The organism is Sodalinema sp. (assembly GCF_046483825.1).
In the GTDB taxonomy this organism is placed as follows: Bacteria; Cyanobacteriota; Cyanobacteriia; order Cyanobacteriales; family Geitlerinemataceae; genus Sodalinema.
This window is the reverse complement of the sequence record NZ_JAWOCL010000154.1, coordinates 1-15,474: the sequence shown is the minus strand read 5'-3', so window position 1 is coordinate 15,474 and position 15,474 is coordinate 1. Positions and strand designations below refer to the sequence as shown.

Here is a 15,474-nt window from a genome sequence, read left to right as displayed (position 1 = left end):
CAATGCTGTCCTTAACTTACGAATTCAAGCTGATTCCAGACCAACGCCAAACCGAGGTCATCGAGAATACCTTAAGTGTTTGTCGTTCGGTCTGGAATTTTGCTTTAAGGGAAAGGAAGGATTGGATTAACTCTCGAAAGTCCCCCGTTAACGCTTGCTCTTTGGAAAAAGAATATATTATTCCAGCCGATACTCCTTATCCGGGTTATCATGGTCAAGCGAAAGCTTTGACAGCAGCCAAGAGAACGGATGAAAGGCTGTCAGGTGTTAACGCCCAAGTCCTACAGCAAGTGTTGAGGTCGTTGGACAGGGCTTTTGTTGATATGCAGTCAAAGAAGAAAGGACTCCCCCGCTTCAAGAATAAATATCGACTGCGCTCTTATGTTTATCCTCAGATGCTCAAGGATTGTCTTCAAGGACATCAAATTAAGCTACCTCAATTGGGGTGGATTAAATTTCGGAAGTCCAGAGACATTCCCGATGGCTTTGAGGTTAAGCAGGCAAGAATTGTACGAAAAGCATCCGGTTACTTTGTCATGCTTTCTCTGCAATCAGATGTCAGTGTTCCCGATGTTCCGTTCCACGGGCATCCCTTGGGCATTGACTTGGGACTAGATAAGTTTTTAGCAACATCCGAGGGAGAGCTTGTCGCCAGACCTAGATTCTTGAACCAACTACACCGTAAGCTGAAATTGCTACAACGTAGATTAAGGAACAAGCAAAAAGGGTCTAACAATCGCCATAAGCTTAACCAAAGGATAGCGAGATTACACCAACGCATTTCTGACACAAGAAAAGACTGGCACTTTAAGTTAGCTCACCATCTTTGTGACCAAGCGGGAGCCATCTTCATTGAAGACATAAACTTCATAACTTGGGCAAAAGGAATGTTGGGCAAACATACCTTGGATGCCAGTTTTGGGCAGTTCGTCACCATTCTGAATTGGGTAGCTTGGAAGCGTGATGTTTTTGTTGCCAGGGTTGATAAAAACTACAGGTCTCAAATTTGCCCGAACTGTGGGTTTCACAGTGGTAAGAAGTTACTCTCTGAAAGAGAACATAACTGCCCTGAATGTGGATATAAAACCCACCGAGATGTGGCGGCGGCGCAAGTGATTAGAAATCGTGGTGTTGCATACGTGTCAGGGCATGGCGTATTTGAAAATGTCTGTGGAGACGGTCTGGCGGGGGCAGTGATGCCTAGCCAAGAGTCTGTGAAGCAGAAACTCTTAGGTGTGAATCTAAGAATCCCCCGTTAAATTGCTTTAGCAATTAACGGCGGGGGTATGTCAAAATTGGTTGAGTTGGCAACAAGCATAGTGTTGCTGTTGTCCTGTCGCCCTCAGACGCTGCTTTGACTCACCCATGACTAACCCCGCTGACTTTGATCCGTCTGCGAATAGCACCACTGATGCGTCTCAGGAGCCGTCAACACCGGAGAGACCGGACGCACCGGAAATGCCGATTCCACCGCCCCCAAAAGCGCCCCCAGCACCCTCTACGAGTACGTCTGGAGATGAGGCTGAGGCTCCCGTCTCAGAGACACCGCTCCCGCAACGGCTCAAACAGTGGTTTGTCGGTGCATCGTCACGCTGGTTTGGGATTTCTCCGGATTATAAGAAGGGAAATCGTTGGTATCAATCGCAGCAATATGAGCAGGCGTTAACCTGCTATGAGGCAGCATTGGCGGTTAATCCTCAGTTTCGCCCGGCTTGGGTGCGTTGCGGACAGGTGTTGGCGAAACTCGATCGCCTCCCTGAAGCCATCGCCGCTTATGATCAGGCGTTACGGCTCAATAGCCATGATCTCTGGGTGTGGTTGCTGCGGGGGCGATTGCTTTTGGAGCAACAACGCTATGATGAGGCGATCGCCGCTCTACAACGAGCCAGTCAACTCGATGGCGATCGCTATGAACCTTGGTATTATCAGGGGTTAGCTCTGGAGGCTCAGGGGAATCTGCAAGGGGCGATCGAGGCCTATGATCGGGCCACTCGCTGTAAGACGGATTTGCTGCCGGCTTGGTATCGTTATGGGGATTTATTGGCGGGCCGTCGTCAGTTCTCGGATGCGGCGATCGCCTACCGCAATGCGACTCGCTTTGCACCTGGGGATTGGACGCTATGGCTGAAACTCACGAACTGTCAGGAACAGAGTCAGGAGTATGAGAACGCCTTGTTGTCGCTCGAACAGGTGTTGCAATTGCAACCGGAACGACTGGAGTTTTGGCTGCAACGAGGACGGATTTTAGAAGCCTTGCAACGCTATACGGAGGCGATCGCCGCTTATGATCGGGCCTTGGGACAAGATCCCAATCAGGTTGAGGCCTGGATTCTTAAGGGAATGGCGATGCGACATCAATGGGGGGAGGCGGCCATCGCCTGTTTTGATCGGGCCTTGAGTTTACAGCCTCAGTCGGCTCAAGCCTGGTATGGGAAGGGGGTGGCGTTGTATGAAACGCAACAGTATCCTCAAGCGTTGAATGCGTATGATCATTCGACGCATTTGGATCCGGATTTTGCTCCGAGTTGGCTCGGTCGCGGTAAGATTCTCTATCATCTCAATCGCGATGCTGATGCGATCGTGGCGTTTGATAATGCGATTCAGATTGAGCCTCATTATGCTCAGGCTTGGTACTATCGTGGTGAGGTGTTGGCTAATTTGAAACGCTATGAGAATGCGATCGCCGCCTATGAGAAGGTGATTCAAATTGGGCCGCCGTTGGATATGTGGGTGTATCGGGCCTGGCTTAAGAAGGGGGAGGCGTTGGAATTGCTCAAACGGCCCAGCGAGGCGATCGCCGCTTACGCCAATGCACAAGGGGTACAGCCGATGCAAATGTCGGCTCGTTTGAAGCAAGGGGCCTGTTTGGAGAAGTTACAACGCTATGAGGAGGCCCTGTCGGTGTATGATTTGGCACTGGCGTTATGGGTGGATCATCTACCGTTATGGTTGAAACGGGGGAATGTTCTCTCTCGTTTACAACGCTATCGAGAGGCGTTGGCGACTTACGATCGCACGATTCAGCTACAACCGGGAAATTATGAGGCTTGGTTACGCCGCTGTGAGGTTCTCGAAAAACTTAAACGCACTCATGAGGCGTTACGTTCCTATGCGATCGCCGAAAAACTCAGTCCCGGTGATGCAACGTTACGTCAACGACGCGCGCAGATGGCTAGTCGGCTAGAGAAAGAGGGTAAACCCGAACGTTCGCAGGGGGATGAGTGAGATGACGGATCCCGCCGCACCCGTGAGGTTTCAACAGATTCGCTCGTCGCAAGATCCCGCTACAGCAGCGGCGTTGGCGATTTATGAGGAGGCGTTTCCCCTGAGTGAGCAGATTCCTCGTTCTCAGGTTGAGGAACGTATTGATCGCGGGATTTATGAACTTTGGGTTGGCCAACGGACCGAAGAGGTCATTTTTATGGCGATTTTATATACTCTCCGGGACAGTGATTTGGTGTTATTGGGATATATTGCGACCCAGAAAGCGGCTCGGAATCAGGGGATTGGGAGTCGCTTTTTTCAGCAAGTTCTGGCGGCGTTGCAGGAGCGCGATCGCTACCTCTTGTTGGAGGTGGAATCCCCCACTGAAGCCGATCCGATCACGCGACGCCGCTATGGGTTTTATCAACGACTTGGGGCGATGTTTCTCCAGGATGTACGCTATATTTTGCCGCCACTGTCGGGGGGAGAGCCGACGGAAATGTGTTTGGCGATCGCGCCAGGGTATAAAATGTCCTGTTTGGACGGCGATCGGGTTCGTCAACTGTTGTGTCAGTTGTTTCAGGAGGTGTATGATCGTCCTCTGAGTGATCCACTGTTACAAACCTGTTTGCAAGATGTCCCAGAAACGGTCTATTTGATTTGAGAATGGATCAAGTTATGGGTTTAAATAGTTTTGGTTTTCTAAATAGTTTTCAATGTTAATGATGACGTATTTAATACTAATTTTCAGAAGTCCTGCCCTAGATGTCTGTCGGGGAACTCACCCCTAATCCCGACCGTGGAGGGGATGGCTGTTCGCACTCCTCGGTGTCAGATGTATGGCAAGTATTTTGAAAAATGGTATTATCCAGTTTGATGGTTTTTGCTAGGCAATAGATAGTCAAAATAGTGATGGTTTGATTGTCGTTCATAACTAGAGTTTCTGCAAGATATTTTCTTGGTTCTGACTTTAGTTGGGAGTTGGGAGGCAGAGCCTCTGAAAACGCATTCCTTGGCAGAGCCAAGGAACGAGGAGAGAGAAGACAGGAGAAGACAGGAGAAGACAGGAGAAGACAGGAGAAGACGGTCATGTTCTTATTCCTTATTCCTGTCTTGCCAACGTTTTTTCCAGCGACTGGTGGGTTCTAAATCTGATTCGGTTTGCTCTTGATGGCGGCGTTCTTGAATCAGATTGCGGGCATCATTCAGATTGGGATCTCGGTAGGGAATGGCGGCTCGGGTTTGTAAATGTTCCTGTTCTTGGGGGGATAATGGGGGTAAGGTGCGATCGCGACGCCAGGTGGCAACAGTTCCGGGACTTTTACGGCCGACGGGATGGGTTGAACCAATCTGTAATCCAACTTCTTGTAAGGCACTTCGTACAGCGGCGGAACAGGAATAGGTGGCTAAGTAGCCGTTGGGGGATAAACAATTTCCTACCCATTTTAGAAAGTCAACGGTCCATAATTCTGGACAGGTGGGAGGGGAAAAGGGATCGAGAAAAATGGCGTCGGCTTGGAAACCTTGTTGCTGAATTTCTTGTAGGTGCGATCGCGCATCACCAAACACCAAATCGGCTTGTAATCGAGCATCTTCAAAATGATGCTGTTGCGAGAGATCTTCTAAACGCCAACGAACATTATTGGACCAATCATCGAGTAAGTCGTGATGTACGGCGGCTTTAGGAACGACGCGATCTAATTCCAATCCCACTAAGATAATTCGACAGCTAGGATTTGCATCCCAAATTGCTTCGATCGCAGCGGCACTATTATAGCCTAAGCCATAGCAGATATCGAGCAAATAAATCACCCCGGATAGCTGGGCCTGTTCCCGAAGATGGGTTGGCTGAACAAACTTTTGTTCGGCTTCTTGTTTCGCACCGTGGTGGGAATGAAATAACTCCCCAAATTCCTGAGAGAAAAAGGTGAATGACCCATCGTTGGTGGCCTGTGGGGTTAAGGTACGCACTAGGGGAACGCGAGGAAATTTGGGGGAAGACATGACATCTTAATGATGAAACGGCAATGATCGGCGTGAACGGTTACATGATACCACTTAAAAATTGCGCTTAAACAACTGTCGGGATTTTACAATACAGAATAATCAGCCAAGTTTTGAGCGAGATTAAACCTCGTCACGGTCGATGTTTTTCTCTTGAGGATTGAGGGTTGAATCTGAGCTGAATCGTGAACTCGGTTCCTTGGTCTGGAACCGACGAGCAGGTCAGTTCGCCGTCATGATATTTTCTAATAATCTGATAGCTCGTCGGGAGTCCCATACCCGTTCCGGTTCCTACGGGTTTGGTGGTAAAGAAGGGGTTGAAAATTTGGTCTTGGATTTGCCGAGTCATGCCAATTCCATTATCATGAATGGAGATTCTGACCTGGGTTGAGGTGATGGGTGCGGTTGTAATGGTGATGCAACCAACATAGTCGGATTGTTGCTCCCAGGGTAGCCTCTCTCGCCGCTGTTGAATAGCATCAATGGCATTGACTAACAGATTCATAAAAACTTGATTGAGTAAGCCACTGTAACATTCAATTGGCGGTAAGGCTGCATAGTGTTTAATGATTTCAATATCGGGTTCATCGCGACGGCCTTTCAGGCGATTTTGCAAAATCACTAGGGTACTATCGATGTTTTCATGTAAGTCTACGGCTTTGAGTTCGGCTTCGTCGAGTCGGGAGAAGGTTCGCAAGGATTTGACAATATCTCGGATGCGTGTGGCTCCATTCCGCATGGAGGTGATGAGTTGGTTAAAGTCGTCTTTGACAAAGTCGAGTTCGATATCTTCGATCAGTTTGGCGATCGCCTCGGATGGGGTAGGATATTCCTGTTGATAGGCTTGCACTAATTTCAGGAGGCTGTCTGCATATTCGGCGGTATATTGCAAGTTGCCGTAAATAAAGTTTACGGGATTGTTAATTTCATGGGCAATTCCGGCCACCAGTTGTCCTAAACTCGACATTTTCTCAGCTTGCACTAACTGAACCTGAGTTTCTTGTAACTGGCGATAAGCATGGCTGAGTGCTTCCCGTTTGGCTTTGGCTTCTTGATAGAGTTCTGCTTGCTGGATGGCGATGGCAATTTGGTCACTAATTTCATTGAGTAACTCCATTTCGTCCTCATCCCACTGTGCTTCATGACTGATGCGTGCCAGTTCAAAAATGCCCCAATAGCCATTAATACTACAAATTGGTAGGCAACAATAGCTATTAATTCCACTTTCACGACAGATGGCTTTTAAGCCTTCATCTTGACACTCTTCAACGGAGGTTAAATAATAGGGTTCATTGGCAATGATATGCTGATAGACACTGTTAAATCCGGGCAAAAAATGGGTACCAAGCCAATCTTTAACTTCGGGAACTTTCTCCTGAACTAAAATCTGTTGTTCAATGACCGGCTCTGAGGTCTCTGGATGACTCGCCTGATAACACCAACCAAAGGTACAAATATCGACATCAACGTCGGTAAAGATAGCTGTCACAGCATTCTGGACAATCACTTCTAAGTCTAAAGAATTCCGAATAGATTGAGTGATAGAACTTAAAATTTGGGTGCGCCGCAATAACTCTTGAACTTCGGTGGCTGCGGCTTGGCGTTCTGTAATATCTCGCGCAGCGGCGTAGATTAAGTCCTCTTCAGGAGCGGCCAACCATTCAATGTAACGATAGTCCCCGGCTCGGGTTCGATAGCGATTGACAAACTTAGAAATCGGCTCATGAGCGGCCAGGCGAGCCATCGTTTCGATGGTGATTCTGATATCATCGGGATGGACAAGATCAAGAATGTTAAGCCGTTCAAGTTCCTCAAGATCATAGCCGAGAACTCGTTGCCAACTGGGGTTGACTCGGCGAAATTTTCCTGTGAAATCGGCGATACAGAGTAAGTCGAGGGAAATGTTAAAGAAGCGCTCCAGTTCGACTTCGGCGGCTTTGCGATCGGAAATATCCAAAACAGTTCCGAAAAGTCGCACAATGCGTCCCTGAGAGATCTCCACTTCGACTCGACTGCTGACATAGCCAATTTCTCCATTAGCTTGGAGCAGGCGATGGTCAAAATGTTGGGCTTTTCCCTGGTTGCGTGCTAGGGCGATTTTGGCACAAAATTGGGCGCGATCTTGAGGATGAATGATACGAGTTAGCTCAGTAAAACTGGGTTCTCCTTGTTCGGGATGAAGTCCGAAGATATGAAACATCTCGTCTGACCAGATGACGGTGTCTGTGGCAATATCTAAAGACCAACTGCCAATATGACCAATCGCTTGGGCTTTTTGCAGTTCCTGAGTCAGTTGTCGTCGTTCTTGTTCGTCGGCTTTGCGATCGCGAATATCCCGCAGAATCGTTGAGAAAAATGGCTGTTCTCCGGGGTCTCCTGGATGGTATATGACTAACTGCTCAACGGGGATTTCTTGACCGTTGCTGAGAATTGCCGTTTCTCCACGCCAAATTCCTGAACGTTTGGCTTCGGGAATCCCTTGGTTGAGGAGCCGTTCTAAGGCCCAGGGAGGATGAAAATTAGAGATATGGTCGCTGTTTAAGGTTTCGTCATTAAAATAGCGTTGCCAGGATTGATTGACATAGAAAATATTGCCATCTGCATCGGCTGTTCCAATGAGATCGGAGGTGCGCTCAATGATATCAACGAGATGCTTTTGTCGAGCCGGTGAGCTACGTTTTTGAGGACGATGGGCTAAGATGGGTCGTAATACGGAAAGATGATGATGCGGGGTGACATGAGCGGTGGCGGCGTAGTCAACGGGACGAATTTCACCATCGGGACGGACGAGGCGAAATTCTCCCCGCGCGGTTCCTTGGCTGAGGAGATAGTCCCAGGCTTGCTGAAAATTGAATCCGGGTTCGGCAAAGTCGGCGATGCAGGTTTGCAAGAGTTGCGATCGCGGCAGTCCAAAAAGCTCACAGGCGGCGGCGTTGGCCTCGATATAGCATCCCTGGTCGTCGAGAACCACCATCGCATCGGGAGCGGCCTCAAACAGCGATCGCAGGTGAGCGAGGTCGAGGCGACTCGTCTCAACGTCTCGGTCATTCCTAGGGCGATCTTTGTCTGGAGGACAGTTCTCTTGGACGTTACCCGACATATGACGTTATCTTGACGAGATTGACGGTTAGCTGATCATTTTAACATGACGGTTGGCGGTTTATCTATCCTTGCGGATGCCGCTTTAACTGAATGTTTAAGGGTAACTCAATTATGAATTGAGTCCCTTCCCCGAGGGTCGATTGACATTTGAGTTTTCCCTGATGAGATTGGGTGATAATTTGATAGCTGGTGGGTAATCCCATGCCGGTTCCAGTTCCAACGGGTTTAGTGGTAAAAAAAGGATTGAAGATTTTTTCTTGGGTGCTGGCACTCATGCCACAGCCGTTGTCAGCAATGGTAATGGTAATGGTATTGGCAGAGGCGAGACGGGTGGTTAAGGTGACTTGACCTTGGTACTGTTCTAGTTGATCTGAATCTAGGTTTTTGCGTTTCACTTCGATCGCATCAATGGCATTCATGAGTAGATTCATAAACACCTGATTCAGTAAGCCGCTATAACAGGACACTTTAGGTAAGTTGCCATAGTGTTTGATGACCTGGATTTTTTGCGGGGAATTGTCCTGATGTAAGCGATTCCGCAGTAACACGAGGGTGCTATCGAGATTTTCATGCAGTTCTACATCTTTGAGACTTGATTCATCGAGACGGGAAAAGGTGCGTAGGGATTTGACAATATCACGGATTCGCGTTGCACCATATTTCATGGAGGTGATAATTTTAGGGAAATCATCAATGATAAATTCTAAGTCAATGGCTTCGCGGTAATTGCTAATCTCCTCGGGAGGATTAGGATAGGCTTGACTGTAGCGTTGACAGAGTTCAATTAAGCCTTGGGAATACTCGGCAGCATAGTCTAGGTTGCCATAAATGAAACTGACCGGATTGTTGATTTCATGGGCAATTCCTCCGACTAATTGTCCTAAGCTGGACATTTTTTCGGCTTGCAGTAACTGAATTTGGGTGTCTTGTAGTTGGCGGTAGGCTTGACTGAGTTCTTCGCTTTTACTTTGAGCCTCACGGTAGAGATCGGCTTGTTGGATGGCGATCGCCACTTGATTGGCAATTTCTTGTAATAGCCAAATATCGTCATCCTCCCATTCCTGGGTTTCACGAGTATAGCCTAAATGAAAGCCTCCGAGTCGTCCCCCACTGATCGAAATTGGAATGGCGCAGTAGGACTGGAGCGGGGAATTTTGAAATAAGGACTTCACTGATACATCATCGCAGGTTTGAATGGAGTTGATTAGATAGGGACGCTTTTCCATTAACGCGGCGTAAATTTTGGGGAAATCCTCTAAGCTGTACCGACCTAAAAAGCTCGGTACATCCTCGTCTTTTCGCTCATTTAAAACATAAAAATAATCTTTATTATTTTCTTTTTTAGATAAACCAAAACAGCAAAAACCGACTTCTAATTCATCAAAAATAGCGGCAACAGTACTCTCGATAATCCGGTCTAAGTCTAAAGAATCACGAATCTTGAGGCTGATTGAATTTAAAATTTGGGTGCGAACCAGAAGTTCTTGGCGTTCTCGTTCGGCTCGTTTGCGATCGCTGATATCTCGAATCAACGATAAGACTTCTGTATCCGTTGCTTTGACAAAGCGGGACTCAAAATGTTGATCCATTCCTGGAACGGGCAATTTATACTCAAAGATCTGTGGCTCTCCGCTCTTGAAGGTTTCATCAATGATACCTTTGACCACGGTAGCAAAGGCTTCGGGAAAAATATCTGCGATGTTTTTACCCACGAAGTTTTGAGGATCTTCAAATGCGGCTACATCTCGGGAGGGTTTATAGTCGAGAAAGACCGCCTCTCGGTTATAGCGAAACATCATATCAGGGATAGCATTGAGCAAGGCTCGAGTTTGTGCTTCTTCGTCTCGTAATTCTTCTTCAATTTTTTTTCGCTGCGTAATATCAATCACAACGCCAAAGAGTTTAACGGGATGATTGTTCTCTAATTCAACCTGAACCCGAGTATTGATATAGGCGATCTCTCCATTCGGACGGACAATACGAATGTCAAAGTCTTGGGGGATTCCAGTTTTCGCGTCGTTGGTGTATTTAAGGAAGCGGGGAATATCATCGGGATGGAACTGTTGCACATGTTCCTCAAAGGTGGGTTCTCCTTGACTGGGGTGCATCCCAAAGATGCGAAATACCTCGTCAGACCAAGTAATATCTTGTTTAGCAATATCAAATGACCAATTCCCCACATGGCCGAGAGCTTGAGCTTCTTTAAGTTGTTGCGTGAGCTGTTGTAGTTGTCGTTCTTTGGCCTGGCGATCGCGAATATCCCGGATAATCGTTGAGAAGTATTCTTCGTTTTCCGACTCCGACGTATGGTGCATAATCACCTGTTCTACAGGGATTTCTTCCCCAGTTGGGGTTAGGAGAGCGGTTTGGCCGTGCCAAATCCCTAGCCGATGCGCGTCAGGTAATCCTTCTTTGAAAATTAGCTCCAATACCCAGGCGGGACAGCTATCCTCTAACCGTTTTGGGATTTTGCCTAAATCATTATAAAAGTTTTGCCAGGTGCGATTGAGATAAAGAATGTTCCCGGCGGCGTCAGCAGTTCCGATGAAATCGGAGGTACTTTCTAAAATCGCCAACAACCGACGTTGATGAGATTCGAGGTCTTTCTGTCGGGTAATGTCACGAATATAGCCGTACCAAATGGTACTTCCATCGGGGAGATCTTTAGGAGTCGCATGACCGAGCAACCAGACGATATCACCTTTATTCTTAATGATGCGATATTCATAATACCAGGGAATCCCTTGCTCCCGAGAGCTGTGAATTGACTGCTCCATCCCCGCAACATCATCGGGGTGAATGATGTCAAAAATAACGCCAGCATCCTCTCTGACCGCTTCGGGACTGACGCCGTAAATCTCTCGTATACCTTCACTGGCATAGGGAAAATGATAGCTTCCATCGGGACGCATCCGAAACTGATAGATAATTCCAGGGATGTGGCGAGAAATCTGTTTTAGACAATTTTGCTCTGAGGGGACACTGGCCTCGACCTGTTCTATTGTTAATCGCGAGAGGAGTTGTTGCGTCGCCTTGAGTTGAGATTGGAGGGACGTTAATTCTTGGCGATGCCGTTGATCGTGATCTTGGAGTTTCTTTTGAAGCTGTTTAACCGTTTTTTGAGCCTGTTTGGTCTGAGTGACATCTCGCAGTGCTAAGACGTGATAAGAACCGGTGGCTTGATAGGTGATGGCATAGTCCACTTCCCGAATCTCGCGTTCCTGACAAATGATGCAGAATGAACCGCGAATTCTGCCTTGATCCTCTAATTTTTGTTGACATTCTGCGAAGTCAAATCCTGGTTCAGTGACACGATTGATCGATGAGTTGAGTAACTCAGCACGAGAACAGCAGAATAACTCGCAAGCCGCTTCATTCACATCGAGAAAGCTACCGTCGGAGTCTAAAATCACCATGGCATCTAAGGTCACCTCAAGAAGACCACGCCACTCGGATCGGGGTGGCATGAAGGACTTGACGGTAAATGGCTTCCCTCCTGAACCATCAAAGGAAGGATTTTGGGAAAACGCTCCGGGCATATGTCAACAGCAAAAGGGCTTGCGTTTCGACTATATCATAGGGATTTGGCGATCGCCGTTTTCGTAACTCGATGTTAAGTGATCCGGGGGATCGGGGTCTGCTTGTTGATTTATTAAGAGAACTTCACAAAGCTGCCAAATGTCCCGAGTTTTTACGGGATTTTGCCCCGGATTTTCAGGGTTCTTCACAATAAATTCACAGTGTGGAGGCGGGAGGCTTGCCGCTTTGGTACGAATTGACGGGGATGCGGCACAGTCGATTGTGACTTAGGGATGGGATTGGCTCTTGTTACCTAAAAGATGGCTCTCTGGGGAGAGTTGGAACATCGTCAAGGTGTTACGTCCAAAGTTGTGCAAGGCGATCGCGAACCTGGGTAAAGGTTTCAAAGGGTTCGTAGGTTACACCCCGTTGTGTAAGATAACCACAGAGGCGATCGCGAGCAAAGACCCGAGGGGCCGCCAGAGCCGCTTTGAGATCGGTAACGGAATCCCCAATGAGAATCCAATCGGGTTCTCCGTAATGCTCAATCACAGCCAGTTTATTGACCATTTCTCCCGCTCCCTCGAACTCCGAGTCAGGAGAACAGTAGGTTCCGTGGGTTTGCAGTTGCACCGCATGGATTCCCTGCACCCGCTGGCGTAACTCTCCCAACACCGCTTCAACCACCCCTTGAATCCCTCCCGACACCACCACTAAGGGAACATCTCGTTCATCGAGAAAATCGAGCAGTTCTACAAATCCTGGGCGAATTTGATAGGTAGCGGCCAGCTTGAGAATTTCTGGGTAATCGGCGGAGGGAATGGCTTCAAGCATCTGATGGACTCCCTCTTGTAGACTGAGGCTGAGGTCATAAATTTGCGGCAGAACGCGGCGGGCCACGTCTGGGGCAAATCGTTCAACGGTAGAGATAAAGGTATCTTCGAGGGTGATGGTTCCGTCGAAATCGCAAAAGATAATTGGAGACATGGGGGAAGAAGGCATGCGTGCAAGAGGCAACAGGCAAGAGGGGGCGAGAGTTTGTTAAACTGAGGGGGTTGTTGCCCGGTCAGTTTAAGGCAACTGTACAACAGATTCATCTGTGTTTTCCCTTCCTAGAGCCATTCATGAGCGACGACCTGCGAACCGAACTGCAAGAGGCGATCGACAATCGACGCACCTTTGCAATTATCTCCCACCCCGATGCCGGGAAAACCACGCTCACCGAGAAGGTGTTGCTATATGGGGGGGCGATTCATGAAGCGGGGGCCGTGAAGTCGCGGCGATCGCAGCGTCACGCCACGTCCGACTGGATGGCTATGGAACAACAGCGGGGAATTTCGATTACTTCAACGGTGTTGCAGTTTCTCTACAAAGATCATCATATTAATCTCCTTGATACTCCTGGACACCAAGACTTTGGCGAAGATACTTATCGCACTCTGACGGCGGCTGATAATGCGGTGATGTTGGAAGATGCGGCTAAGGGGTTGGAACCCCAGACTCGCAAGCTGTTTGAAGTCTGTCGGATGCGATCGCTGCCGATTTTTACTTTTATCAATAAAATGGATCGTCCCAGTCGCGATCCTCTCGAACTCCTCGATGAGATTGAACAGGAGTTGGGGTTAGCGACGTATCCGGTGACGTGGCCGATTGGCAGCGGCGATCGCTTCACTGGGGTGTATGATCGCCGCCAAGGCAAAGTTCACCTTTTCAAACGCACTGCTCACGGAACCAAAGCCGCCGAAGATACGATTTTTGAACTCGGAGATCCCCGTTTAGCGGACTTAATTGAACCGGAACTCTATCATCAACTCAAAGATGAAATTGAAATCCTCGATGAACTGGGAACCGAGTTTGATTTAGAGGCGATTCACAGCGGACAACTGACCCCGGTCTTTTTTGGCAGTGCGATGACCAATTTCGGGGTGCAGCTGTTCTTGGATGCTTTTGTGGACTATTCCTTGAAACCCTATCCTCGCCACAGTACCCGAGACGATATTGACCCCACTTATCCTGAGTTTACGGGGTTTGTCTTTAAGTTGCAGGCCAATATGGACCCCAAACACCGCGATCGCGTGGCCTTTGTGCGCGTCTGTAGTGGTAAATTCGAGAAAGACATGACCGTGCAACACGCGCGAACCGGAAAAACCGTGCGTTTGTCTCGTCCCCAAAAACTTTTTGCTCAAGGGCGAGAATCCCTTGATACGGCTTATCCTGGGGATGTGATTGGCCTCAATAATCCGGGAATGTTTGCCATTGGTGACACGATTTATAATGGCAAAAAATTGGAATATGAGGGGATTCCCTGTTTTTCTCCAGAAATTTTTGCGTATCTGCGGAATGTGAACCCGTCGAAGTTTAAGCAATTCCGTAAAGGGGTAGCGGAACTGCGGGAAGAGGGGGCCGTGCAAATTATGTATTCGGTGGATGAGTCGAAACGAGATCCCATCCTGGCGGCGGTGGGCCAACTGCAATTTGAGGTGGTTCAATTCCGCATGGAAACTGAGTATGGGGTGGATACTCGTTTGGAACTGTTACCCTTTACGGTGGCCCGTTGGGTTCAGGGAGGTTGGGAGGCCCTGGAGGAGGCTGGCCGCATTTTTAATACGGCGGCGGTGAAGGACAGTTGGGAGCGTCCGGTGTTGTTGTTCCGCAATGAGTGGAATGTGGCCCAGGTTCAGGCGGATCATCCTAAGTTACAGTTGAGTAATATCGCCCCGGTGGTGTCGGGGAAAGAGCCGATTGAACGCTGATGGAACGGGGTTTAGGAGCGATCGCCTAGGCCGGCTAGCGTCGATGCCGACAGAGCCAGATTAACCCTTGAGCGGCCCACCAGGCTAGCACCGCTGAAGCTATACTCAGCAAGACGGCGATGGCAAAGGGATGCCAAGTCTCCCCCCGCTGGGTTTGCCAGGGAAGGGTCATTGGTTCTTCAAAGATTAAGGGAGAGGTTGAGGCAACGATCGCCCCGGCGGCAATTCCTACGCCAACAGTTTGGATTTGTCGTTCTAGGCTGCGATCGCGCTCCGCTTGGTCAATTTCGACTAATCCCCGAATTGTACTAATTGCCGTATCTAACAGCCGTTCCCCTTGCTGAAGATACACAAAATTGGCGTTAATTTGTCCCTGAAATATACCAAACATTTGCTTAGCCTGATGTCGCCATTCGGTTAAATCAGCTTGACTTTTGACCTCCATTCGTGTTAAAATATCGAGATAATTTTGCCGGTTAATGGCGATCGTATTCTCGAAGGTTGCTAAACTCCGCATTTGCTGCGAATAGCGCAACGATAAATCCAACAAATTCTTGATATCCTGTTTTAAGACCTGTAACTCCGTCTCCGACAAATCTGGAGGGATAGTGGTGGCAATATTCGGGGGAAAAGTACGAATGGTGGCCTCAATGGTGTCAATCTCCTGATTCGCCTTTTCATATTCCTGGCGACTGTCGAGATAATTTTGGCAAATCTTGCGTTCATAACAAAATAACTCCGGTAACGACCATTGAACAGCATTGAGTTTCTCTTTACTCTCCTCTGAAAAAATCAGCAAAATCAGAATCTGTCCGTAAGGGTGACGATGATTTACATCCTGATACTCATACAAAAATCCCCCCAAAAACTCCCGACAAGCCAAGAAAGGCGG

General features: G+C 48.3%; 8 protein-coding genes and 2 pseudogenes. 4 read left to right on the top strand and 6 right to left on the bottom strand.

The genetic code is table 11. The annotated features are described in order from the left end of the window. The first annotated feature begins 2 nt into the window (after positions 1–2). The 3 genes from R6U67_RS10055 to R6U67_RS10045 all read left to right on the top strand — a co-directional run bounded on the left by R6U67_RS10055 (position 3) and on the right by R6U67_RS10045 (position 3,868). Complete coding sequence (locus R6U67_RS10055) at positions 3–1,259, top strand: RNA-guided endonuclease InsQ/TnpB family protein (protein WP_410252412.1); 1,257 nt, start codon at positions 3–5, stop codon at positions 1,257–1,259. A gap of 106 nt (positions 1,260–1,365) precedes the next feature. Further along, complete coding sequence (locus tag R6U67_RS10050) at positions 1,366–3,225, top strand: tetratricopeptide repeat protein (RefSeq protein ID WP_410252411.1); 1,860 nt, start codon at positions 1,366–1,368, stop codon at positions 3,223–3,225. Further along, positions 3,218–3,868: a GNAT family N-acetyltransferase gene (locus tag R6U67_RS10045; RefSeq protein ID WP_410252410.1), complete on the top strand. Its 651-nt coding sequence runs from the start codon at positions 3,218–3,220 to the stop codon at positions 3,866–3,868. The genes R6U67_RS10050 and R6U67_RS10045 overlap by 8 nt, the downstream gene beginning before the upstream one ends. Before the next feature lie 431 nt (positions 3,869–4,299). Here the strand turns inward: R6U67_RS10045 and R6U67_RS10040 are convergent, their stop codons facing one another. The 5 genes and pseudogenes from R6U67_RS10040 to R6U67_RS10020 all read right to left on the bottom strand — a co-directional run bounded on the left by R6U67_RS10040 (position 4,300) and on the right by R6U67_RS10020 (position 12,816). Next, positions 4,300–5,208, bottom strand: a complete 909-nt coding sequence (locus R6U67_RS10040) for a tRNA (5-methylaminomethyl-2-thiouridine)(34)-methyltransferase MnmD (RefSeq protein WP_410252409.1) — start codon at positions 5,206–5,208, stop codon at positions 4,300–4,302. Positions 5,209–5,341: 133 nt separating this feature from the next. Further along, complete coding sequence (locus R6U67_RS10035) at positions 5,342–6,715, bottom strand: ATP-binding protein (protein WP_410252413.1); 1,374 nt, start codon at positions 6,713–6,715, stop codon at positions 5,342–5,344. A 90-nt stretch (positions 6,716–6,805) separates the two neighbouring features. Next, positions 6,806–8,308, bottom strand: a pseudogene (locus R6U67_RS10030) (PAS domain S-box protein); the annotation flags it as partial. Between the two features lie 64 nt (positions 8,309–8,372). Beyond that, positions 8,373–11,777, bottom strand: coding sequence for a PAS domain S-box protein (locus R6U67_RS10025; protein ID WP_410252408.1), 3,405 nt, complete (start codon positions 11,775–11,777; stop codon positions 8,373–8,375). A 409-nt stretch (positions 11,778–12,186) separates the two neighbouring features. Beyond that, positions 12,187–12,816 carry an HAD-IB family phosphatase gene (locus R6U67_RS10020; RefSeq protein ID WP_410252407.1) on the bottom strand — a complete coding sequence of 210 codons (630 nt, stop codon included), beginning with the start codon at positions 12,814–12,816 and terminating at the stop codon, positions 12,187–12,189. Between the two features lie 137 nt (positions 12,817–12,953). Between R6U67_RS10020 and prfC the strand changes: the two genes are divergently transcribed. Further along, positions 12,954–14,582: a peptide chain release factor 3 gene (gene prfC / locus R6U67_RS10015; protein ID WP_410252406.1), complete on the top strand. Its 1,629-nt coding sequence runs from the start codon at positions 12,954–12,956 to the stop codon at positions 14,580–14,582. Between the two features lie 34 nt (positions 14,583–14,616). Here prfC and R6U67_RS10010 read toward each other — a convergent pair. Then, a pseudogene (locus R6U67_RS10010) lies at positions 14,617–15,474 on the bottom strand (hypothetical protein); the annotation flags it as partial.

Bases quoted from the DNA above. Each gene is read 5' to 3' on its own strand.
- R6U67_RS10055 (WP_410252412.1), top strand. From the start codon at position 3: ATGCTGTCCTTAACTTACGAATTCAAGCTGATTCCAGACCAACGCCAA.
- R6U67_RS10050 (WP_410252411.1), top strand. From the start codon at position 1,366: ATGACTAACCCCGCTGACTTTGATCCGTCTGCGAATAGCACCACTGAT.
- R6U67_RS10045 (WP_410252410.1), top strand. From the start codon at position 3,218: ATGAGTGAGATGACGGATCCCGCCGCACCCGTGAGGTTTCAACAGATT.
- R6U67_RS10040 (WP_410252409.1), bottom strand. From the start codon at position 5,208: ATGTCTTCCCCCAAATTTCCTCGCGTTCCCCTAGTGCGTACCTTAACC.
- R6U67_RS10025 (WP_410252408.1), bottom strand. From the start codon at position 11,777: ATGCCACCCCGATCCGAGTGGCGTGGTCTTCTTGAGGTGACCTTAGAT.
- R6U67_RS10020 (WP_410252407.1), bottom strand. From the start codon at position 12,816: ATGTCTCCAATTATCTTTTGCGATTTCGACGGAACCATCACCCTCGAA.
- prfC (WP_410252406.1), top strand. From the start codon at position 12,954: ATGAGCGACGACCTGCGAACCGAACTGCAAGAGGCGATCGACAATCGA.